Here is a 22,219-nt window from a genome sequence, read left to right on the forward strand (position 1 = left end):
TGGGGTTCCGGGAGCACGCTCCCCCTGTGAGACGAATCGCAGGAATCGTCCTCGCTGTGCTGCTGATGGCGGGTGTGGTGGTCGCCGTCGTCGCGGGGCGCAGTGATGAGGACAAGGGCACGGCAACGAAGACCGTGCGGATGGTGATCGGGTCGGAGAAGGCGGAGTTCTTCGCGGATCCCGACGTGGTGAAGGCCCTCGCCGCCAAGGGCTACACCGTCAAGGCCGAGACCTCCGGGTCCTGGGCCATGGAGGGCCTGGACCTCAAGGGCTTCGACCTCGCCTTCCCCAGCAGCCAGGCGCCGGCCGTCGAGCTCGCCGCGAAGTACAAGGTGACGGGGACCCTCCCCCGCCCCTTCTACTCGCCCCTCGTCGTCGTGGCGCACAAGAGCGCCGCCGACGTGCTCGCCGGCAACGGTCTGGCCACGCTCGACGCCGCCCACCGAGGCACGCTGAAGATGGCCGCCTATCTCGACGCGGCCCGCGCCGACCGGACCTGGCAGCAGCTCAAGGGCGCTCAGAAGTACGGGGAGTTGACGGGCACCCTCTACCTCTCCAGCACCGACCCGGAGACCTCCAACTCCGGCGCCCTCTACCTCGCCGCCGCGTCCTACGTGGCCAACGGCGGCAAGGTGGTCGCGAGCGACGCCGAGGTCGGGCGCACGGCGCCCCTGCTGAAGAAGCTGGTGAGCGTCCAGGGCGCCCAGCAGTCCAGCACGGACGCGGCCTTCCGGGACTTCGTCAGCGGCGCCGGCAACCCGCTCGTCCTGGTCTACGAGTCGCAGGTCGCCTCGCTCCTGGCGGGCGGGCAGCAGCCCGACGACCTGGTGGTCCTCTACCCGGACACCACCGTCAACAGCGACCACACCGCCGTCCCGCTCTCCGAGAACGGCGCCGCCCTCGCCGAACTCCTCTCCAGCGACCCGCAGATGCGCAAGCTGGAGATCCGGCACGGGTTCCGCCCGCAGGGCGTCGCCGCCGAGTTCGCCTCGGCCACCACCTACCTCAAGAAGCAACTGACCGGCGTCCGCCAGGCGCCCGTGCCCACCTCCAAGGTGCTGCACGAGCTGGCGCGACGGGCGCGCGGATAGGGGGAACGACAGATGACCGACGACACCTTCACCCTCACCCCGCCCGAGGCGGTCTCCGCCGTGCCGCGGGAGAAGGCCGGCGGGCTCGTCCCCGTCGACGACGGGGTGCGCACCGACATGGCGGCCAAGGCCGCCGCCTACGTCGAGGGGCTCTCCGCGCTCGACGCCCGCTCGCCCGAGTTCGCGGGCAAGGTCGGCGAGATCACCGCGCTCGGCGCGGGCGAGATGCGCACGGCCGCCGCGCAGTCCAACCGCATGCTGGAGCGGACCATCCGGAGCCTGCCGGACAAGGGCGGGGACGCCCAGTCGCAGGTCGCGGGCTCGCTCGTCGAACTGCGGCGCGTGGTCGAGGACCTGGACCCGCGCGATCTGCCGGCCGCCAAGGGGCGCAAGTTCCTGTCCCGGCTGCCCGGCGGCAACAAACTGCGCGACCACGTCGCCAAGTACGCCTCCGCACAGGGCACGTTGAACAAGATCGTGGGCTCGCTGCGCGGCGGCCAGGACGAACTGCGGCGCGACAACGCCGCGTTGCAGACCGAGCGGGTCCGCCTGTGGGAGTCCATGGGCAAGCTCCAGGAGTACGTCGTGCTGACCGACGCCCTGGACCGGGCCGTCGAGCAGCAGATCGCCGGCGCCGAGGCCGCCGACCCGGAGCGGGCCGACAGTCTGCGCGCCGACGTCCTGTTCCCGGTCCGGCAGAAGCACCAGGACCTGCTCACCCAGCTCGCGGTGTGCGCGCAGGGCTACCTCGCCATGGACGTCGTACGCCGCAACAACGACGAGCTGATCAAGGGCGTCGACCGGGCCGCCACGACCACGGTGTCGGCGCTGCGCATCTCCGTGATGCTGGCCTCCGCGCTCGACAACCAGAAGAAGGTCATCGAGCAGGTCAACGCGCTGCGCGGGACCACCGAGGACCTCATCCGGGGCAACGCGGAGATGCTGGCGACGCAGAGCGGGGAGATCCAGCGGATCGCCGCCGACCCGGCCGTCGGCGCCGAGACCCTGCGCTCCGCCTTCCAGCAGATCTACCGCACCCTCGACGCCATCGACACCTACAAGGTGCAGGCGACCGAGGCGATGGCGGTGACGGTGGAGAACCTGACAGCCGAGCTCCAGCAGGCGAGCACCTACCTGGACCGCAGCCGCTCGCGCGGCGCGCTGGAAGGCGGGCTCGCATGAGACCTCCCGCGAGAGGGCCGCTCCTCGCGCTGACGGCTCTCGCCCTCCTGCTGACCGCGTGCTCCGCCGAGGACGACGCCAAGGACCCCGGCGCCCCGCGGCCCGGCACCCTGCGGGTCCTCGCCTCCAGCGAGCTGAGCGACATGACCCCGGTGCTGGACGAGGTCCGCAAGGACACCGGCCTCACGATCCGGCCGACCTACATGGGCACCCTGGACGCCGTGAACCTGCTGGCGAAGGGCGGCGCCGACGGGAAGTACGACGCCGTGTGGCTGTCGTCCGACGACTATCTGCGGCTGCGGCCCGACGCGGCGAAGAAGGTCGTCTCGGAGACGCCGATCATGTCCAGCCCGGTGGCCCTCGGCGTGAAGAACAGCACCTTCGACTCCCTCGGCTGGAAAGCCGATCACGTCACCTGGACGCAGATCGAGCAGGCCGTCCAGGACGGCAAGCTCACCTACGGCATGACCGACCCCGCCCGCTCCAACTCCGGGTTCTCCACGCTGATCTCGGTCGCCTCGGCGCTCTCGGGAGCACAGTCGGCGCTCACCGACGCGGACGTCACGAAGGCGACCCCGCGGCTGCGGGAGTTCTTCAAGGGACAGCAGCTGACCTCGGGTTCGTCGGGCTGGCTGGCAGCCGCCTACACCCGGCGCGGGGACGTCGACGCGCTGCTCAACTACGAGTCGGTCCTCAAGGGCATCCCGGGGCTGACGGTCGTCCGTCCCACCGACGGCGTCGTCACCGCCGACTACCCGCTCTCCTCCCTCGCCGCGACCGACGCGACGGCCCGGGGCAACGTCAAGCGGGTGACCGACGCGCTGCGCACGGAGGCCGTGCAGCGGCTGATCACCGCCAGGACCCACCGTCGGCCGGTCGTCGCCTCCGTACCGCCCGCGCCCGGCCTCGACACCGCGCGCCGGCGCGAACTGCCCTTCCCGGGCAGCCGTTCCGTCGCCGACGGGCTCCTCGACGCCTACGAGAACAAGCTGCGCCGCCCCTCGCGGACCGTGTACGTCCTCGACACCTCCGGCTCGATGGAGGGCGACCGGCTGCGCCGCCTGAAGGACGCCCTCAGCGACCTCACCGGCGACTTCCGGGACCGCGAGGAGGTGACGCTGATGCCGTTCGGGTCGGATGTGAAGAGCGTCGCCACGCATGTCGTCAGCCCCGCCGACCCGGACTCCGGGCTCGCCGCGATCCGCAAGGACACCGGGCAGCTGCGGGCCGACGGCGAGACCGCGATCTACACCTCGCTGGAGAAGGCCTACGACCACCTGGGCGCGGGCCGGGACACCTTCACCTCCATCGTGCTGATGACGGACGGCGAGAACACCAAGGGCGACGACGCCGACGACTTCGACGCCTTCTACCGGCGGCTCGGCGCCGACCGGCGGGACATCCCCGTCTTCCCCATCCTGTTCGGCGACTCCGACCGCTCGGAGCTGGAGCACATCGCCGAGCTGACCGGCGGCAGGCTCTTCGACGCCCAGAAGGGCTCGCTGGACGGCGCCTTCGAGGAGATCCGTGGCTACCAGTAGGGTCGTGGGCTTCCTGGAGTCCCGCAAGAACATCGCGGGCAGCGCCTGCGGGCTGGTCGGCCTGGCGCTGACGTTCACCGGCGTCGCGGGACCGTACTGGCCGGTGGTCGTGGTCGGCCTGTACGGCGCGGGCGCGCTGATCGCCCCGCCGGAGCGGCCGCCGCTGCCCGACTTCCCCAGCCCGTCCGCCCAACTGGAGGAGATCCGCGGCGACTTCGGGCGGCTGCGGGAGTACCTGGACGGCGTGGAGCTGCCCCCGGCCGCCGCCGGACGGCTCATCGAGCTGACCGGGCTGCTGACCGCGCTGCTCGACCCCGGCTGGGTCGGCGAGGTGCTCGCCCAGGACCCGGAGGGCGTGCACACACTGTCCCGGGCGGTCCGGCAAGACATCCCGGAGGCCGTCGACACCTACGTACGGACGCGGTGGTGGACGCGGCTCGCGCCCGGGCAGGAGTCGCCGGAACGGCACCTGGAGCGCCAGCTCGGCCTGCTGCACGAGGAGGCGGAGCGGCTGGCGGCGAGCCTGCGCGAGACGGAGGCCCGACGGCAGGAGTCGCACACCCGCTACCTGGAGGAGCGCAACCCGTAGCAGACGGGGAGCAGCGGAGAAAGGCGAAGGCCTGTCGTCGCGCTCCTCCCGTCGGGGCGGACGGGAACGCGCGACGACAGGCCCCGGACCCCGCACGCCGTTGTGCGGAGCCTCGCCGGTCCTTGGTGCTCAGCCCAGGCGCTGTACCAGCGCGTGGTACTCGTCCCACAGTTCCTTGGGCGTGTGCTCGCCGAAGGTGTTCAGGTGGTCGGGGACCAGGGCTGCCTCCTCGCGCCAGACCTCCTTGTCGACGGTGAGGAGGAACTCCAGGTCGGAGTCGGCCAGTTCGAGGCCGTTCGTGTCGAGGGCGTCCTTGGTCGGCAGCACGCCGATCGGGGTCTCGACGCCCTCGGCCTTGCCGTCGAGGCGCTCCACGATCCACTTCAGGACGCGGCTGTTCTCACCGAAGCCGGGCCAGACGAACTCGCCCGCGTCGTTCTTGCGGAACCAGTTGACGTAGTAGATCTTCGGGAGCTTCGCCTGGTCCTTGCCCTTGGCGACGTCGACCCAGTGGCCCATGTAGTCGCCCATGTTGTAGCCGCAGAACGGCAGCATGGCGAACGGGTCGCGGCGCAGCTCGCCGACCTTGCCCTCGGCGGCGGCGGTCTTCTCGGAGGCGACGTTCGCGCCGAGGAAGACGCCGTGGTTCCAGTCGAAGGACTCCGTCACCAGCGGGACGGCGGACGCGCGCCGGCCGCCGAAGAGTATCGCCGAGATCGGCACGCCCTTGGGGTTCTCCCACTCGGGCGCGATGATCGGGCACTGCGCGGCGGGGACGGTGAAGCGGGCGTTGGGGTGGGCGGCCGGACGGTATCCATTTGCTTCGCGGGCCGAGGACGGCGTCCAGTCGTTGCCCTTCCAGTCGGTGAGGTGGGCCGGGGTCTCCTCCGTCATGCCCTCCCACCAGATGTCGTTGTCGTCGGTGAGGGCGACGTTGGTGAAGACCGAGTTGCCCCACAGCGTCTTCATCGCGTTGGCGTTGGTGTGCTCACCGGTGCCGGGCGCGACGCCGAAGAAGCCGGCCTCGGGGTTGATGGCGTACAGCCGGCCGTCCGCGCCGAAGCGCATCCAGGCGATGTCGTCGCCGATCGTCTCGACGGTCCAGCCGGAGACGGTGGGCTCCAGCATGGCGAGGTTGGTCTTGCCGCAGGCGGACGGGAAGGCGGCGGCGACGTACTTGGACTCTCCCTGCGGCGGGGTGAGCTTGAGGATGAGCATGTGCTCGGCGAGCCAGCCCTCGTCACGGGCCATCACCGACGCGATGCGCAGGGCGTAGCACTTCTTGCCGAGCAGGGCGTTGCCGCCGTAGCCGGAGCCGTAGGACCAGATCTCGCGGCTCTCGGGGAAGTGCGAGATGTACTTGGTGGAGTTGCACGGCCACGGGACGTCCGCCTCGCCCTCCGCGAGGGGGGCGCCGAGGGTGTGGACGGCCTTCACGAAGAACCCGTCGGAGCCGAGCTCGTCCAGCACCGGCTGTCCCATCCGGGTCATGGTGCGCATGGACACGGCGACGTAGGCGGAGTCGGTGATCTCGACGCCGATCGCGGAGAGGTCGGAGCCCAGCGGGCCCATGCAGAACGGGACGACGTACATCGTCCGGCCCCGCATCGAGCCGCGGAACAGGCCCTTCTCACCGGTGAAGACGTCCCGCATCTCGGCGGGGGCCTTCCAGTGGTTGGTGGGGCCGGCGTCCGCCTCCTGCTCGGAGCAGATGAAGGTGCGGTCCTCGACCCGGGCGACGTCGGTGGGGTCGGAGGCCGCGTAGTAGGAGTTGGGGCGCTTGATCGGGTCGAGTTTGCGGAAGGTGCCCTTCTCGACGAGCTCCCCGCACAGGCGCTCGTACTCGGCCTCGGATCCGTCACACCAGACCACGTTGTCCGGCTGCGTGAGTTCGGCGATCTCGTTCACCCAGGAGAGGAGTTCCTGGTGGTCGGTGGGGATGACGGGGGGAGCCGCGATGTCGCGCGCCACGATTGCTCCTAAATGAGGGGTTTTGGGTTGGAGGCCCCGTGGGGGCTGCGACCCGGATGCTTCACGGTGGTGACCCTGGCGCTCATCCGGTGTCGACCGCACTCATTTGATCATCCGACTGTACCGCCCATCTGTCCAGAGCGCATCACAGGTGAGCGGAGTGAGGATGGCCACGTGTACGGACGTCTTTTTGCGTCCATGTGACGTTCAGGCGGTGGTCCCTTTGCCCAACTCCCGTGAGACGATGGCCACTCTTCACCCTTCATTCCGTCGGACCGAGCTGTAACCTACGGTTCCGTAGGTACGATTCGGCGTATGACTGCGCCCGTCCCCGACGCGACCACGGACACGCCGGCCGCCGGCCGCGGTTCCGTCGCACACGCCCTGTCGGAAGAGATCAAGCCCAAGCTCCGTGGCTGGCTGCATCTCGGCATGTTCCCGGCCGCCCTCATCGCCGGCCTCGTGCTCACCGCCCTCGCCGACTCCACCCGCGGCCGCATCGCCTGCGGCATCTACGCGCTCACCGCATGCCTGCTGTTCGGCGTGAGCGCGCTCTACCACCGCGGCAACTGGAACGCGCGCATGGACGGCATCCTGCGCAGACTGGACCACGCGAACATCTTCCTGATCATCGCGGGCACCTACACACCGCTGACCATGCTGCTGCTCCCCGGCGCCAAGGGACAGTGGCTGCTGTGGGGCATCTGGGGCGCGGCGCTGGCCGGCATCCTGTTCCGGGTCTTCTGGGTCGGCGCCCCGCGCTGGCTCTACACCCCCTGCTACATCGCGATGGGCTGGGCGGCCGTCTTCTTCCTGCCGGACTTCATGCGCACGGGCGGCATCGCGGTCCTGGTCCTCGTGATCGTCGGCGGCCTCCTCTACAGCGCGGGCGGCGTGATCTACGGCATCAAGCGACCCAACCCCTCACCGCGTTGGTTCGGCTTCCACGAGGTCTTCCACTCCCTCACCCTCGCCGCGTTCGTCGTGCACTACGTCGGCATCTCCCTGGTGGCGTACCAGCACGGGTGAGAACCAGCACGGGCGAGAACCAGCCGGGGTGACCGGCGCTTTTCCGCCTCCTTGTGGCCACGGCTTCCGAGCCGTGGCCATTTTCGTATGCCGGGAGTTCATAGCGATTGACATTACCTCGCTTTTGAGAGTTACTCTCATTTCATGGTTACTGTCACGAACGGCGCGGAGGGGACGGACACCTCCGAGGCGGGGCGAGACCCCCGCCGCTGGTGGGCCCTGGGGGCCCTGGTCGCGAGCATGCTCACGCTCGGCTTCGACACGACGATCCTCAACGTGGCCCTGCCCACGATGGCGCGCGACCTGGGCGCCGGCACCGGCGAGCAGCAGTGGATGGCGGACGCGTACGTCGTCGTCTTCGCGGCGCTGATGCTCCCGGCGGGCCTCCTCGGCGACCGGTTCGGCCGGCGCCGGATGCTGATCGCCGGCCTCGGGATCTTCCTCGTCGGCTCCCTCGCCGGCACGCTCGCCGGCGACGTCCACGCGGTGATCGCGGCCCGCGCCGTCATGGGCGTCGGAGCCGCGCTGGTCACACCGCTCGCGCTGTCGGTGCTGCCGTCGCTGTTCGCCCCCGAGGAGCGCACCAAGGCCGTCGGCGTCATCTCCTCCGCCTCCGCGCTCGGCCTGCCGCTCGGCCCGATCATCGGCGGCTGGCTGCTCAACCACTTCTGGTGGGGCTCGGTCTTCCTCGTGAACGTCCCCATGGCCGCGATCGGCATCGCCGCCTGCGTCTTCCTGCTCCCCGAGACCCGCGACCCCGCCTCCCCCAAGGTCGACATCGTCTCCACCGCGCTCACCGCGACCGGGCTCGGCGCCCTGATCTACGCGATCATCGAGGCGCCCACGCGGGGCTGGGGCGACCCTCTCGTCCTCGGGACGCTCGGCGCGGCCGTGGTCCTGATCGCCGCGCTGGTGCTGCGCGAGCGGCGGGTCGAGCGCCCCATGCTCGACATGACGCTGCTCGCCCACCGCGGCTTCCTCTTCAACACCATCGCCGCGACCCTGGTGATGTTCGTCCTGTCCGGCCTGCTGTTCGTACTGCCCCCGTACCTCCAGGCCGTCCTCGGCCACGACTCCCTCGGCACCGGCGTGCGACTGCTGCCGATGATGGGCGGCCTGCTGGTCGCCTCACGCACCGCCGGGCCCGTCGTCACCCGGTTCGGTGCGCGGGCCTCGGTGAGCGCGGGCCTGGTGGTGCTGGCCTTCGCCGCGCTCCTCGGCAGCCGGACGACGGCCGACTCCGGCTACGGCTTCACCGCGCTGTGGCTCTCCCTCACCGGCCTCGGCTTCGGCTTCGCCCTCATCCCGGCCATGAACGGCGCCCTGGGCGCCCTGCCCCGCGACCGCGCCGGCAGCGGCTCCGGGCTCCTGATGACGCTGCGCCAGGTCGGCGGCGCGATCGGCATCGCCCTGCTCGGCAGCCTGCTGTCCGGCGCCTTCCGGGACCGGCTCGACGTCACCGGCCTGCCCGCCCGGGCCGCCGACACCGCCGGGGACTCGGTGGTCGCCGCCCACGTGATCGCCGAGAAGGCCAACCTGGCCGACCTCGCCGCCTCCGCGAACGACGCCTATGTGCACGGCATGGACCTGGTCCTGCTGGTCTGCGGGATCGCCGCCCTCGTCTCCGCCCTGCTGGCGGCCGCGTTCCTGCCGGGAACCCGCGACGCCCAGGACACCGGTGCGCAGGACACCGGAGCCGGGGACGGTCCCGAGAACGCCGGCGCCGAGAACGCCGATCCCGCCGTGGCCGCCACCAAGGCCGATGCCTGACAATGGCCCCCATGACGGCCGCACGCACGAGTTCCCCCGCCGACCGCCCTCACCTCGGTCTCCGTGAGCGCAAGAAGATCAAGACCCGCGAGGCGATCCGCACCGCGACCTACGCGCTGATCAAGGAGCAGGGGTACGACGCCACGACGATCGAGCAGATCGCCGAGCGGGCCGAGGTGTCGCCGTCGACCGTCTTCCGGTACTTCCCGACCAAGGAGGACATCGTCCTCTCGGACGAGTACGACCCGCTGATGGTCGAGGAGTTGCGCTCCCGGCCCGTCGGCGAGACGTGGATGGACTCGCTGCGGCACGTGATGCACACGGCCATCGACGCGCTGATGGCGGAGGACCCCGAGGCGGTTCGCATGCGGGCCCACCTCACGATCCAGGTCCCCGCCGTCCGCTCCCGAATCTACGAGAGCATGTCGGACACCGCGCGGACGCTGCGCGGCGCCATCGCCGAGCGCTTCGGTCTCGACCCGGAGAGCCTGGAGGTGCGCGTCTACGCGATGTCCCTGATCGGCGGCCTGATGGAGGTCAACATGCACTGGGCCGAGGGCGGCTGCGAGGGCGACCTCCGGGGCCTCGTGGACCAGGCCCTGGACGTCATGGAGCACGGCCTCACCGCGAAAAACCCCTGAGGCCACCGCCCTCGTCCATGACATCCTGACCGGGTGAACGGTCCCGAGATCCGCGTCGAAGTCGCCCCCGAGCTGGCCCTCTTCGTGCCACAGGCCCGGCGCGGGGCCGCCACCGCCCTCGCCGTCGACGGCGTCTCCACCCTCGGCCATGTCGTCGAGTCCCTCGGCGTGCCGCTGACCGAGGTCGGCGCCCTGCTCGTCGACGGCCGCGAGGTCCCGGTCTCGCACATCCCGGCCGACGGCGAGTCGGTCACCGTCCGCCCGGTCGCCCGCCCCCAGCGGGTGCCGGGCGCCCCGCTGCGCTTCCTCCTCGACGTCCACCTCGGCACCCTCGCCCGCCGGCTGCGCCTGCTCGGCGTGGACACGGCGTACGAGTCGACCGACATCGGCGACCCGGCGCTCGCCGCCCGCTCCGCGGCCGAACAGCGCGTCATGCTCAGCCGCGACCGGGGCCTGCTGCGCCGCCGCGAACTGTGGGCGGGCGGCTACGTCTACAGCACCGACCCCGAGGAGCAGCTCCGCGACGTCCTCGACCGGTTCGCGCCCGAACTGCTCCCCTGGACGAGGTGCACCGCCTGCAACGGCCTGCTGCGCCAGGCCACCAAGGACGAGGTCGCCGACCAGCTCCGACACGGCACCCAGAAGTCGTACGACGTCTTCGCACAGTGCAGCTCCTGCGGCCGCGCCTACTGGAAGGGCGCGCACCACGAGCAGCTGGTCGCCATCGTGGAACGCGCCCTGGCGGAATTCGCGGGCTAAGGACTGTCCCTCAGCTGAGCCGGGGGCCGGGTCGGGGTGTCAGCCGTTCAGGGTGGTGCGTAGGCGGTCGGGGTCGGTGGTCGGGGCGTCGCAGGTGAAGTTGCGGCAGACGTACGCGGTCGGTTCGCCCTTGCGCAGCGGGCGGTCGGCGAGCAGCGGGAACTCGTCGCTCCCCGGGGTGCCGAACGCGACGACGGCACCCGGGGCCGTGCCCAGCAGGGCCGTGCGGTGCAGGGTCCTGGAGGCCGGGTCGTCGGCGCCGGTGCCGACGACGGCGACCTCGCGCGGCCCGTCGAGCAGCGCCTCCGCGGCGGCCAGCCCCCAGCCGATGAACCGGGGGACGCGCGGTCCGAGCGCCTTCACCACCCCCAACGCCCGTTCGGCGGCGGTGCGGTGGAGCTCCGAGCCGGTGTGGGCCGCGTAGCTCAGCAGCGCGCCGGCCGCGGCGGTCCAACCGGAGGGGACGGCGTTGTCGGTCGGATCCTGCGGCCGCCGGATGAGCTGCTCGGCGTCGGCCGCCGTGTCGTACAACGACCCGGAGTCGGGGTCCACGAACCGGATCAGCACGTGGTCGAGCAGGAACCCGGCGAACTCCAGCCAGACGCCCTCCCCGGTGACGGAGGCCAGGGCGAGGAACCCTTCGGCGACGTCGGCGTAGTCCTCCAGGACGCCCGCGTTGGCCCCCGCCTGCCCGTCCTTGCTGGTGCGGAAGAGCCGGGCCTGCTCGTCGAGGTGCAGCCGGACCAGGAGATCGGCGGCGCCGACCGCGGCCTCGACGAGATCGGGACGGTCGAAGTAGGCGCCGGTCTCCGCGAGCGCGGCGACGGCCAGCCCGTTCCACGCGGCGACCACCTTGTCGTCCCGGCCGGGAGCCGGACGCTCACCGCGCCGGCTCAGCAGCCGCTCCTTGATGCCGGCGACCTTCTCGGCGTCGAAGAAGGCGTCCTGCTGCGGGAGCTGGAGGACCGAGGAGCCGTGCTCGAACGTGCCCTCCTCGGTGACGCCGAAATAGCGGGCGGCGAGCTCGGCGTCGTCGTCGCCCAGGACGTCCCTGAGCTGCTCGGGCGTCCACACGTAGTAGGCGCCCTCGACGTGCTTCCCGCTCCCGTCGTCGCTGTCGGCGTCCAGCGCGGAGGCGAACCCGCCCTCGGCCGTGCGCAGTTCCCGCACCATGAAGTCGGCGGTCTCCAGCGCGACCCGGCGGGCGAGCTCCGAGCCCGTGGCCCGCCAGAGATGGGCGTAGACGCGGCAGAGCAGCGCATTGTCGTACAGCATCTTCTCAAAATGCGGCACGACCCAGTCACGGTCGACGGAGTACCGGGCGAACCCGCCGCCGAGCTGGTCGTAGATCCCGCCCCGGGCCATCCGTTCACACGTGTCCTGGGCCATCTGCAGGGCTCCCTCGGCCCCCGTCCGCGCATGATGCCGCAGCAGGAACTCGACGACCATCGACGGCGGGAACTTCGGCGCCCCGCCGAACCCGCCCCGCTGCGCGTCGTACTCCCGGGTCAGCCCGAGCAGCGCCTGCGACAGCTCCTGCTCGCCGGGGGCCTGGCTGTCCCCGTAGGAGATCTCCCGCCCCGCCAGATCCCGGACGATCTTCCCGGCGACCTCGGCCACCTCGTCTCGCCGGTCCGTCCAGGCCTGCCGCACCCCCTCCAGCACCTGCCGGAAGGAGGGCATGCCGTGCCGGGGCGCGGGCGGGAAGTACGTACCGAAATAGAACGGCTCGGCGTCCGGCGTGAGAAACACGGTCATGGGCCACCCGCCCTGCCCGGTGGCCGCCTGCACGGCTTCCATGTAAACAGCATCGACATCGGGCCGCTCTTCGCGGTCCACCTTGATGGTGACGAAGTGCGCGTTGAGCTCGTCGGCGGTCTCCCGGTCCTCGAAGGACTCGTGAGCCATGACATGGCACCAGTGGCAGCTGCTGTATCCCACGCTCAGCAGCACCGGCACGCCCCGCCTGCGCGCCTCCTCGAAGGCCTCCGCCGACCAGGGCCACCAGTCGACCGGATTGTCGGCGTGCTGGAGCAGGTACGGGGACGTCTCATGAGCCAGTCGGTTCGGCATGGGGTCCATCCTGCCGCAGTACGCCGCCGGTCGGACGGCAGGCATGTCCCGGACGGTGACGTCGATGCCCGCCCAGCCCCGTCAGCCGACAGAAGCGGTCACGTCTGCCGCCCGGGCCGGCGGGCACGCACCCGCCACCGAGGGACCCCTGCGGCGGGCCTCGCAACGCCTGCCGGCTCCTGTCGCCCTCTCGCGCCCTCTCGCGCCCTCTCGCGCCGGGGAGCCGCCCGCAGCACACTTGACCAAGCACAGCTGGGACCGCCGGAGGGGGACGGGACATGCGGGACGGGCATCGGGCGGAAGCCGAGCGGTTGTTGGCGCGAGCCGTGGAGGAAGAGGTGCGGCGGTCCGGAGGGCGCACCGACCGGCAGGCGCTGATGACGCGGGCGCGCGGCGCGCTGGACGCCATGGCGCAGACGGCCGCGCAGGAGTACGAGGAGTACGCCCGTGCCCTGGAGGAGACGGAGGCCCGGCAGATCAGCTTCGGGCAGCGCTATGCGCGAGAGGGCGGGCGAACTCCCCTGCTGGTGGCGGGCGTTGCCGCGCTGACGACGGCGGTCGCCGACCTGGCGCTCGGCACGGGTCCCGGGACGGCCCTCGGGGCCGGGGTGACCGTCGGGGTCGTCGGGGCGGCCGCGACGGTCGTGAAGGTGGCGGGGTCGCATCTGCCGGCCGCGCATCACCGGGCCGGCGAGGCGGGACAGCCGGGCGGCGCCGAGCAGTTGCGGCTGCAGTGGCTCACAGCGCTGGAGGTGCGAGGCATCCGGCCGTTCCTGGACCAGCAGCGGGTGCTGAGCGCGACGACCAGCCCGAAGAAGACGGCGGGACCGCAGCTCAGGGGCGCGGACAAGAGCGCGGCGGCGCGCGGGCGGACCGTGCTCGGCCAGTCGTTCGCCCAACTGCCCGAAGCCGCCGGGCCGTTCGCCGGGCGACGCGCGGAGCTGGCGCGGATCCGGCAGTGGGTGCAGGCGGCGCGAGCCAGTACGGAGACCCGGCCGACGGTCGTCGTACTGCACGGAACCCCCGGCAGCGGCCGCACCGCCCTCGCGGTGCGGGCCGCGCACGATCTGCGGGACCAGTTCCGCGGCGCCTGCGTGGTGGACCTGCGCGGCGACAGCGGCGGGGAGGCGCCCCTGCCCACCCGGGACGCCCTGCTGCACCTGCTGAACCGGCTCGGCGCACCCCGCGAGCAGCTCCTCTTCCGGGAACGCTCCTCCGCCGACCAGCAGGTCAAACGCCTCAGCGAGCTGTACCACCAGCATCTGACCGGCCTGCCGGTCACGGTGATCCTGGACGACGCCTCGGACCCCGAGCAGGTCCGCGCGCTCGTCCCGGAACGCTCCGACAGCCTCGTCCTGGTCACCGCCCGCACCCCGCTGAGCCTCCCGGCCGAGCTGTCCGCATGGGTGCACGAGCTGGCGGTGCGGCCCCTGGAGGCGGCGGGCGCGGAGGAGCTGCTGGGCGCGACGGCGCAGGACGCCTCGGGTCCGTACGACGCCGAGTCCGCAGACCGGATCACGGAGTTGTGCGGCGGACTGCCCCTGGCGCTGCGGGTCGTGGGCTCCTCCCTGGGCCCGCGCTCGCCGCGCGCGCTCGCCTCGGACCTGGGGGCGTACGGCCCGGTCGAGCCGGTCGAGCGCGCGCTGTGGCTGCGCTACACCGACCAACCGGACGTGACGCGTCGACTGCTGCGTCGGCTCGCGCTGGCCGGCCGGGCCTCCCTCGGCGCGGCCGCGGCCGCCGCGCTGCTGGCCACCGACCGGGCGGAGGCGACCCGCCATCTCACGGCCCTCGCCGACGCCGGTCTGGTCGACCACGTCCGCGGTGACCGTTACCGCCTGCACGACCTGGTCCGCGCCTTCGCGCAGGCCCGCCTCCTGGACGAGGAGGAGCAGACCGAGCGCGCGGCGGCCCAGGAACGTCTGCTCGTCAGCTACGCCGAGCTCGCCGACTCCGTGCTGCGGCTGGTCGACGGCAACATGTCGACCCGCTCGGACCGGTTCACCCCGCACGGCTTCACCTCCCTGGACGAGGCGCTGCGCTGGCTGGACGACGAGTCGAGCTTCATCACGGCGACGCTGCGACACGCGGAGGGCGTCGACCAGAACGCCGTGCTGAGCCTGCTGGGCGCGCTGTGCGACTACTGCCTGCTGCGCGGCGACCTCTACCGGCTCGGCGAGATCAGCGAGCTGGCGCAGTCGGTCGGCCAGGACCTCCTGGTGCGGTCCGTGCAGTGGCGTACCGGTATCGCGGCCCGTCAGCTGGGCGAGCTCGACAAGGCGCGGACGACGCTCAGCTCGGTCGTCGACCTCTACCTCCAGGCCCACCACGACGCGGGCGCGGCGCGCGCCCTGTGTTCGCTGGGCATCACCCTGCACCACCAGGGCCAGCTGACCGAGGCGGCGGCGAAACTGCGGGAGGCGATGGACCTGCAGGCCGCGCCCGAGCTGGCCACGGACCGCGCCTGGACGATGCACGCGCTCGCGGCGGTGGAACGGGACCGGGCGCACCTGGCCGAGGCCCTGGACCTGCTCACCCGCTCCCTGGTCCTGCACCGCGAGGGCGGCTCCGTGCACGGGGAGGCCTGGGCCCACTTCCAGCTGGGCCAGCTGAACCTGCGCCGCGGCGACGCCGACCAGGCCGAGGCAGACCTGCGCCGCGCCCTCGACCTGTACGGCCGCACCCGCGACGCCCGCGGCGAGGCGTGGGCCCTGACCCAGCTGGCCCGAGCCCGGCTCATCGCCGGCGACCCCGGACCGGCGGCGGAGGACCTGCGCCGGGCGGCGGCCCGGCACCGGGACAACGAGGACGCGCGCGGCGAGGCGTGGACGGTCTACTACCTGGGCCTGGCCCTGGAGGAGACGGGCGACCTGGACCATGCCGTCCGGGAGCTGGAACGCTCCCGCTCGCTCTTCTCCCGCCTGCGGGACGTCTACGGACTGGCGTGCGCCCGCCACCACTCGGCACGCGTGACCCGCGACCAACGTGCCGCTCAGACCGGGTCGCTGCGCAACTCCGGTTTCGCCCGCCAGCTCCTGGTCGACGCCCGCGCCGACTTCCAGCGCATCGGCGTCGCCCACGGCGAGGCCTGGACCTGCCTGGAACTCGCGATCGTCGACGCGGGCAACGCCCGTACGCAGGCCGCGCTGACCCTGTGCGAGGAGGCGACGGTCCTCTTCGCGTCGTACGGCGACCGCCGTGGCGAGGACTGGGCCCGCTTCCTGCGCTGCACGCTCCTGCCGTACGCGGCCCCGGGCGGCGTCGAGGTCGGCACGGCGGTGGCCCAGGAGGAACTGTCCCAACTCGCCCGCGCCGCCCATCCGTCCCGGGACGGCCAACTGCAGGAGTGCACGACGGCCTACGCACTCCTGCTGGAACGGGGCGTGAACCTGGACACAGGCTGGCAGGCCTGGCGGCTCGGCATGGTCCCCGGCCGCCATGCACGCGAAGTGATGGGAGTGACCCTGACACCAGGCCCCGGAGGCCGGACGGAGGCCACCTGACCGACCCCGCCCTGCGGGACCCGGCGCGAGGTGGTTCATCGCGTTCGGCGTGGGTCGGTCACCGAATCTCGGCCGGTGCGCCTGCCCGCCCGCCTGCCGGTGTCGACGGCCGGCCGTCGGACACGCGCGGTGGCGTGGCCGACGGCGGCTGCCGGTGCCGTTGCCGTTGCCGGTGCGGTCACGTCACCGCCGGTCCGTGGGGCGCCACGGCCGTAGGGGCCGCCCTCGGCGCCGACGTCGGTCGTTCAGCCCTTGGCGGGGGAGGCGGGGGAGGTCTTCTCCGTCGCGCCCTTGCCGGAGGCCTCCTCCGGGTTCGCGGGCTCCTTGAAGTCGACCTTGCCCATGTGCTTGCTCATGGACTTCATCAGGCCCCACACCGCCACCGCCATCGCCGCGAAGACGATGAAGCCGAGGACGCCGGGAGTGACCTTGTTCTCGTCGACCTCCTTGGCGAGGGGGACGAGGTGCGTCATTGCCAGACTCACGCTTGCGCTCATGTCAGGCATTGTCGCGGACGCCCGCAAAGAGGTCGTCCTCGGGGAGGGAGATGTCCACGCGGGACTTCGCGAGCTCGTACTCCTCCGTGGGCCAGACCTCCTTCTGGATCTCCATCGGCACCCGGAACCAGCCGCCGTCGGGGTCGATCTGCGTGGCGTGGGCGATCAGCGCCTTGTCACGGATCTCGTAGAAGTCGGCGCAGGGAATGTGCGTGGTGAGGGTGCGCTCCTTCACCCCGAACTCCTCCCAGCGCTTGAGCCACTCCCCGTAAGGGGACTCCAGGCCCCGGTCGAGCATCGCCTGGTGCAGCGCCTCGGTGCGGGGGCGGTTGAAGCCCTGGTTGTAGTACAGCTTCAGCGGTCGGTAGGCGGGCCCGTACTCGCCCTCGGGGTACTTCTCCGCGTCGTCCGCGCCCTCGAAGGCCACCATCGAGATCTTGTGGGTCATGATGTGGTCGGGGTGCGGGTAGCCGCCGTTCTCGTCGTAGGTGGTGATCACCTGAGGGCGGAAGGAGCGGATCTGCTTCACCAGCTCGCCGGCCGCCTTGTCGACGTCCTCCAGGGCGAAGCAGCCCTCGGGCAGCGGCGGCAGCGGGTCGCCCTCGGGCAGGCCGGAGTCGACGAAGCCGAGCCACTCCTGCCGGACGCCGAGGATCTCGCGGGCCTCGTCCATCTCCTTCTGGCGTACCTCGTGGATGTGCTCCTCGAGGTACTTGTCGCCCTGCAGCTTGGGATTGAGGATGGAGCCGCGCTCCCCGCCCGTGCAGGTCACGACCAGCACGTCCACCCCCTCGGACACGTACTTCGCCATGGTGGCCGCGCCCTTGCTCGACTCGTCGTCGGGGTGGGCGTGCACGGCCATCAGTCGCAGCTGGTCAGTCAAGACTCAATCCTCGGTAAGTCGGCGCCCGGCGTGAACCGGCGCGATCGCAGGCTTCTATAGTGACCGAATCGGGGGGCGATTAATTCCGCGCCGGGAGGACGATCATGAGTACGGCGAGCACGCGACTGCCCGAGGGCCGCTACGGCCGTTCCTCGGACGAGCGCGCCGACCACAAGCTCAAGATCGCCGGCGCCGTGCTGGGCGCGTTGCTGTTGGCGCTGGTGGGGTACTTCGCCTACCACTACGTCGGCCAGAACAAGATCAGCGCCGAGGTGATCACCTTCAAGGCCACCTCGGACGAAGCGGTCGAACTCCACCTGGAGGTCCGCAAGGACTCGGGTGCGAGCGGTTACTGCACGGTCCGCTCGCAGGCCGCCGACGGCACCGAGGTGGGCCGGGCGGACTTCCGCTTCTCCGGTGCGGACACCCGCATCGACAAGGTGGTCACGCTGCGGACGACGGCGAAGGGCACGACCGCGGAGCTGCTCGGCTGTCACGCCGCGTGACCTCGCGCGGCCCGGCCGCGGGGCATCTGCCGCAATACGTACGCACTGACCTGCGCTGACGTAATTCTGATGGCTTATGTCCTCCCCCTTCGGCCACTGAATTGTTAGGCTCGTGGTTTCGCCTATCCCCTGAGGAACATGCTTCTGGGTAGGGCGATGCTTTGTATTCCCAGTACCGACGAGGAGCACCTGTGACCCAGACCAGCGAGTCCGTCACCTGGCTGACCCAGGAGGCGTACAACAAGCTCAAGGTCGAGCTTGAGTACCTTACTGGTCCTGCGCGCACGGAGATCGCCGCCAAGATCGCCGCCGCGCGCGAGGAGGGGGACCTGCGCGAGAACGGCGGGTACCACGCGGCCAAGGAGGAGCAGGGCAAGCAGGAGCTCCGTGTGCGCCAGCTGACCCAGCTTCTCGAGAACGCCAAGGTCGGCGAGGCCCCCGCTTCCGCGGATGGCGCGGTGGCGCCCGGCATGGTCGTGACGATCGCCTTCGACGGTGACGAGGACGACACCATGACGTTCCTGCTCGCCTCGCGCGAGTACGCGAGCTCCGACATCGAGACCTACTCGCCGCAGTCCCCCCTGGGCACCGGCGTGATCGGTCACAAGGTCGGCGAGGACGCGGACTACGAGCTGCCGAACGGCAAGAAGGCCTCCGTGCGCATCCTCAAGGCCGAGCCCTACAGCGGCTGAGCCCCCTTTCCTGGACTTTCCTGAACGTCCTGTTCCTGGAGTTCCTGTTCCCGGATTTCCGGACGAGCCCCCGGCGCCCCCGAGCGCCGGGGGTTTCGTCATGCGGTCGCCGAGCGGTACTTGCGGACCGCTAGCGTCCGGAAGATCAGGACGATCAGGACCGAGTAGATCAGCGAGGCCCAGACCGGGTGCTGCATGGGCCAGGCCTCGGACGGCGACTGGCCGGGGTTGGCGAAGAGCACCCTGGAGGCCTGGACGGTGGCGCTGAAGGGGTTCCATTCGGCGATGTGGCGCAGCCAGGGCGTCATGTTGCTGGTGTCGACGAAGGCGTTGGATATGAACGTCACCGGGAAGAGCCAGATCAGTCCGCCGGAGGTGGCCGCCTCGGGGGTGCGGACGGTGAGGCCTATCAGGGCGCCGATCCAGGTGAAGGCGTAGCCCAGCAGGAGCAGCAGGCCGAAGGCGGCCAGCACCCGGCCGATGTCGGTTTCGCCGTCGGAGCCGACCCGCCAGCCGACGAGCAGGGCGACGACCGCGAGGACGAGCAGGGTGAGCGCCGTCTGCACGAGGTCGGCGAGGGTGCGGCCGGTGAGCACCGCGCCACGCGCCATCGGCAGGGAGCGGAAGCGGTCGATGAGGCCCTTGTGCATGTCGTCGGCTATACCGGCGCCGGCGCCTGCGGTGGCGAAGGTGACGGTCTGCGCGAAGATGCCGGCCATGAGGAAGTTCTTGTAGTCGGTGGCGCTCGTACTGCCGCCGATCCGCATGGAACCGCCGAACACGTAGGTGAAGAGCACCACGAACATGATGGGCTGGATGAGACCGAAAATGACCATTTCCGGAATCCGGCTCATGCGGATCAAGTTGCGCTTTGCAACGACCAGCGAGTCGCGGACGGACTGGCCGAGTGGGTGGGCGGGCGCGGGCGCCGCGCCGCGTACGGCGTCGGTGGCGGCACTCATTTGGCGGTCTCCCTCTCACTCTGTCCGGTGCGGCTGTTCTCGTCGTTCGCCTCGGTCTTCGTCTCGGCGACGTGTCCCGTCAGGGAGAGGAAGACGTCGTCGAGCGTGGGGCGGCGCAGGCCTATGTCGTCTATCTCTATGCCGCGGGTGTCGAGCTCGCGGATGACCTCGGCGAGGAGCTTGGCGCCACCGGAGACGGGCACGGTGAGCTTGCGGGTGTGCTGCTCGACGGCCGTCTCGCCCTTGCCGAAGCCGGCCAGAACCTCTTCGGCTGTGGTGATGTGTTCGCGGTTGTGCACCACGACCTCCACGCGCTCGCCGCCCGTACGGGCCTTGAGCTGGTCGGAGGTGCCGCGGGCGATGACGCGGCCGTGGTCGACGACCGCGATGTCGTGCGCGAGGTGGTCGGCCTCTTCGAGGTACTGGGTGGTCAGCAGCAGCGTCGTCCCGCCGGAGACGAGTCGCTTGATGACGTCCCACAGGAGTTGGCGGTTGCGCGGGTCGAGGCCGGTCGTCGGCTCGTCCATGAACATCACGGGCGGTGAGACCACCAGTGCCGCCGCCAGGTCGAGGCGGCGGCGCATGCCTCCGGAGTAGGTCTTGGCAGTGCGGTCGGCGGCGTCCGCGAGGTCGAACTGGTCGAGCAGTTCGGCGGCCCGGGCCTTCGCCGCGCCGGCCTTCATCTGGTAGAGCTGTCCGACCATCTGGAGGTTCTCGCGGCCGGTGAGGTATTCGTCGACCGCCGCGAACTGGCCGGACAGGCCGATCGAGCGGCGCACCTCGTTGGGGTGCTTGAGCACGTCGAGGCCGGCGACCACGGCCCGGCCGCGGTCGGGGCGCAGGAGGGTGGTCAGGCAGCGGACCGCGGTGGTCTTGCCCGCGCCGTTCGGCCCGAGCAGGCCGAGGACGGTGCCCTCCGGGACGTCGAGGTCGACGCCGTCCAGAGCCTTTACGTCACCGAAGGTTTTCACCAGGCCTTCGGCGTAGATGGCGCCTGGCATATGAGTCTCCACGTCGTTGAGGATTCTTCGGAAAGCCTAGGTTTGTACTTTTCGTCCCGCCCGATAGGGCCGGAAGTGCACGGCGTGAGCGGCATGAGACACACCATAACGCGATGTATCGCGTCTCACAACGGACTTACTCGAATGAGTGACAAAAGGGCTCTGACCTCAGTCGATGACGGTGTAACCGGCGTCGCGCAGAGCCCGGCCGACCTCGGCGCAGTGCGCCGGCCCCTTCGTCTCCAGGTGCAGTTCGACCTCCGCCTCGGTCAGCCCGAGCCGGGGGTCGGTCCGCACATGGCTCACGTCGAGAACGTTAGCGTCGACCACTGACAACACCCCGAGAAGCGTGGCGAGGGCGCCCGGCCGGTCCGTCAGCCGCAGCCGTACGGCCAGGTAGCGGCCCTGCGCCGCCATGCCGTGCCGCAGCACCCGCTGCATCAGCACCGGATCGACGTTGCCGCCGGACAGCACCGCGACGACCGGCCCCTCGAAGGCGCCGGGGTCGCTCAGCAGCGCGGCCACCGGGCTCGCCCCGGCCGGTTCGACGACCAGCTTGGCCCGCTCCAGGCACAGCAGCAGCGCGGTGGACAACTCGTCCTCCGTCACCGTGCGCACCTCGTCCACCAGCTCGCCGATGATGCCGAACGGCACGTCACCGGGCCGGCCGACCTTGATGCCGTCGGCCATCGTCGCCGGGTTCCTGATCGACACCGGCCGCCCGGCCGCCAGCGAGGGCGGGTACGCCGCGGCCCCCGCCGCCTGCACGCCGACGATCCGCACGTCCGGCCTCAGCGCCTTCGCCGCGACCGCGATGCCCGCCGCCAGCCCGCCGCCGCCGATCCCGACGACGATCGTGCGCACCTCCGGGCACTGCTCCAGGATCTCCAGGCCGACCGTGCCCTGCCCCGCGATGATGTCGGGGTGGTCGAAGGGATGGATGAACACCGCGCCCGTCTCCGCCGCGTACTCCTGCGCCGCGTGCAGCGTCTCGTCCACCACGGTGCCGTGCAGGCGCACCTCGGCGCCGTACTCCCGGGTGGCGCTGATCTTCGGCAGCGGGGCGCCCTTGGGCATGAACACCGTGGACCGCACGCCCAGCACCCTCGACGCCAGCGCCACGCCCTGCGCGTGGTTGCCCGCGCTCGCCGCGACGACCCCGACGGCCCGCTCCTCCGGCAGCAGCCCGGCGATCCGGACGTACGCGCCGCGCAGCTTGAACGATCCCGTCCGCTGGAGGTTCTCGCACTTGAAGTGGACCGGCGCGCCGACGAGCTGGGACAGATGCCTGCTGCCCTCCATCGCGGTCACCCGCGCCACGCCCGACAGCATCTTCTGGGCGCCGCGCACATCGTCGAGGGTGATGCGGCGCAAGGAGTCAGCCGTGCTGTAGCTCATGACTCCAGCATCGCAGTTCACAGGCGGGAACGACCGCTGTGACCAACCTCCGAGACCGGTTTCCGCAGCGCCGGTACGACCCGCCTTCCAGCCGCGTACTCTGTCCCCCATTCCAGCAGCCCCTTCATGAA

At 71.2% G+C, this 22,219-nt stretch carries 18 protein-coding genes; 11 read left to right on the forward strand and 7 right to left on the reverse strand.

Features of this window, described 5'->3' with window-relative positions; genetic code table 11:
- Positions 1-26 precede the first annotated feature (26 nt).
- The 4 genes from ACIBAF_RS07610 to ACIBAF_RS07625 are packed head-to-tail and all read left to right on the forward strand — an operon-like array spanning position 27 to position 4,403.
- Positions 27-1,091 carry a hypothetical protein gene (locus tag ACIBAF_RS07610; protein ID WP_399462209.1) on the forward strand — a complete coding sequence of 355 codons (1,065 nt, stop codon included), beginning with the start codon at positions 27-29 and terminating at the stop codon, positions 1,089-1,091.
- A gap of 12 nt (positions 1,092-1,103) precedes the next feature.
- The gene (locus ACIBAF_RS07615; protein WP_399462210.1) at positions 1,104-2,273 is read left to right on the forward strand and encodes a toxic anion resistance protein; all 1,170 of its coding nucleotides are present in this window, start codon (positions 1,104-1,106) and stop codon (positions 2,271-2,273) included.
- On the forward strand, positions 2,270-3,814 hold the full coding sequence (locus tag ACIBAF_RS07620; protein WP_399462211.1) for a substrate-binding domain-containing protein: 1,545 nt from the start codon (positions 2,270-2,272) through the stop codon (positions 3,812-3,814). Before ACIBAF_RS07615 ends, ACIBAF_RS07620 begins: the two co-directional genes overlap by 4 nt.
- On the forward strand, positions 3,801-4,403 hold the full coding sequence (locus tag ACIBAF_RS07625) for a hypothetical protein (protein WP_399462212.1): 603 nt from the start codon (positions 3,801-3,803) through the stop codon (positions 4,401-4,403). The genes ACIBAF_RS07620 and ACIBAF_RS07625 overlap by 14 nt, the downstream gene beginning before the upstream one ends.
- 129 nt (positions 4,404-4,532) lie before the next feature.
- Here the strand turns inward: ACIBAF_RS07625 and ACIBAF_RS07630 are convergent, their stop codons facing one another.
- A complete protein-coding gene (locus ACIBAF_RS07630) occupies positions 4,533-6,374 on the reverse strand; it encodes a phosphoenolpyruvate carboxykinase (GTP) (protein ID WP_399462213.1) in 1,842 nt (613 codons plus the stop codon).
- 315 nt (positions 6,375-6,689) lie between these two features.
- Here ACIBAF_RS07630 and ACIBAF_RS07635 point away from each other — a divergent pair, with 315 nt between their 5' ends.
- The 4 genes from ACIBAF_RS07635 to ACIBAF_RS07650 all read left to right on the forward strand — a co-directional run bounded on the left by ACIBAF_RS07635 (position 6,690) and on the right by ACIBAF_RS07650 (position 10,573).
- Positions 6,690-7,403, forward strand: coding sequence for a hemolysin III family protein (locus ACIBAF_RS07635; protein ID WP_399462214.1), 714 nt, complete (start codon positions 6,690-6,692; stop codon positions 7,401-7,403).
- A gap of 144 nt (positions 7,404-7,547) precedes the next feature.
- Complete coding sequence (locus tag ACIBAF_RS07640) at positions 7,548-9,173, forward strand: MFS transporter (protein WP_399462215.1); 1,626 nt, start codon at positions 7,548-7,550, stop codon at positions 9,171-9,173.
- Between the two features lie 2 nt (positions 9,174-9,175).
- Positions 9,176-9,814, forward strand: a complete 639-nt coding sequence (locus ACIBAF_RS07645; protein WP_399462216.1) for a TetR/AcrR family transcriptional regulator — start codon at positions 9,176-9,178, stop codon at positions 9,812-9,814.
- A 33-nt stretch (positions 9,815-9,847) separates the two neighbouring features.
- Positions 9,848-10,573, forward strand: a complete 726-nt coding sequence (locus tag ACIBAF_RS07650) for a Mut7-C RNAse domain-containing protein (protein ID WP_399462217.1) — start codon at positions 9,848-9,850, stop codon at positions 10,571-10,573.
- A gap of 39 nt (positions 10,574-10,612) precedes the next feature.
- On the opposite strand, the gene ACIBAF_RS07655 is transcribed toward ACIBAF_RS07650, so the two are convergent.
- Positions 10,613-12,646: a thioredoxin domain-containing protein gene (locus tag ACIBAF_RS07655; RefSeq protein WP_399462218.1), complete on the reverse strand. Its 2,034-nt coding sequence runs from the start codon at positions 12,644-12,646 to the stop codon at positions 10,613-10,615.
- Positions 12,647-12,924: 278 nt separating this feature from the next.
- Here ACIBAF_RS07655 and ACIBAF_RS07660 point away from each other — a divergent pair, with 278 nt between their 5' ends.
- Positions 12,925-16,149: a tetratricopeptide repeat protein gene (locus tag ACIBAF_RS07660; protein ID WP_399462219.1), complete on the forward strand. Its 3,225-nt coding sequence runs from the start codon at positions 12,925-12,927 to the stop codon at positions 16,147-16,149.
- Between the two features lie 245 nt (positions 16,150-16,394).
- Here ACIBAF_RS07660 and ACIBAF_RS07665 read toward each other — a convergent pair whose 3' ends face one another.
- Both ACIBAF_RS07665 and mca read right to left on the reverse strand, forming a co-directional pair.
- Positions 16,395-16,655: a hypothetical protein gene (locus tag ACIBAF_RS07665; RefSeq protein WP_399462220.1), complete on the reverse strand. Its 261-nt coding sequence runs from the start codon at positions 16,653-16,655 to the stop codon at positions 16,395-16,397.
- Positions 16,648-17,508 (reverse strand): mycothiol conjugate amidase Mca, encoded by an 861-nt coding sequence (gene mca, locus ACIBAF_RS07670; RefSeq protein ID WP_399462383.1) that lies wholly within the window; start codon positions 17,506-17,508, stop codon positions 16,648-16,650. The genes ACIBAF_RS07665 and mca overlap by 8 nt, the downstream gene beginning before the upstream one ends.
- 125 nt (positions 17,509-17,633) lie before the next feature.
- Between mca and ACIBAF_RS07675 the strand changes: the two genes are divergently transcribed.
- A complete protein-coding gene (locus ACIBAF_RS07675; RefSeq protein ID WP_399462221.1) occupies positions 17,634-18,035 on the forward strand; it encodes a DUF4307 domain-containing protein in 402 nt (133 codons plus the stop codon).
- A 191-nt stretch (positions 18,036-18,226) separates the two neighbouring features.
- The gene (greA, locus tag ACIBAF_RS07680) at positions 18,227-18,727 is read left to right on the forward strand and encodes a transcription elongation factor GreA (RefSeq protein WP_399462222.1); all 501 of its coding nucleotides are present in this window, start codon (positions 18,227-18,229) and stop codon (positions 18,725-18,727) included.
- A gap of 98 nt (positions 18,728-18,825) precedes the next feature.
- Here greA and ACIBAF_RS07685 read toward each other — a convergent pair whose 3' ends face one another.
- From ACIBAF_RS07685 to ilvA, 3 genes are all read right to left on the reverse strand, one after another.
- A complete protein-coding gene (locus ACIBAF_RS07685; protein ID WP_399462223.1) occupies positions 18,826-19,689 on the reverse strand; it encodes an ABC transporter permease in 864 nt (287 codons plus the stop codon).
- Entirely contained in the window at positions 19,686-20,690 is a 1,005-nt protein-coding gene (locus ACIBAF_RS07690) for an ATP-binding cassette domain-containing protein (RefSeq protein WP_399462225.1), read from the reverse strand. Before ACIBAF_RS07690 ends, ACIBAF_RS07685 begins: the two co-directional genes overlap by 4 nt.
- Positions 20,691-20,858: 168 nt before the next feature.
- Complete coding sequence (ilvA, locus tag ACIBAF_RS07695; RefSeq protein WP_399462226.1) at positions 20,859-22,088, reverse strand: threonine ammonia-lyase; 1,230 nt, start codon at positions 22,086-22,088, stop codon at positions 20,859-20,861.
- Positions 22,089-22,219 lie beyond the last annotated feature (131 nt).

Origin of the sequence: Streptomyces sp. NPDC051677 (assembly GCF_044453465.1) — a bacterium.
Classification (GTDB): domain Bacteria; phylum Actinomycetota; class Actinomycetes; order Streptomycetales; family Streptomycetaceae; genus Streptomyces.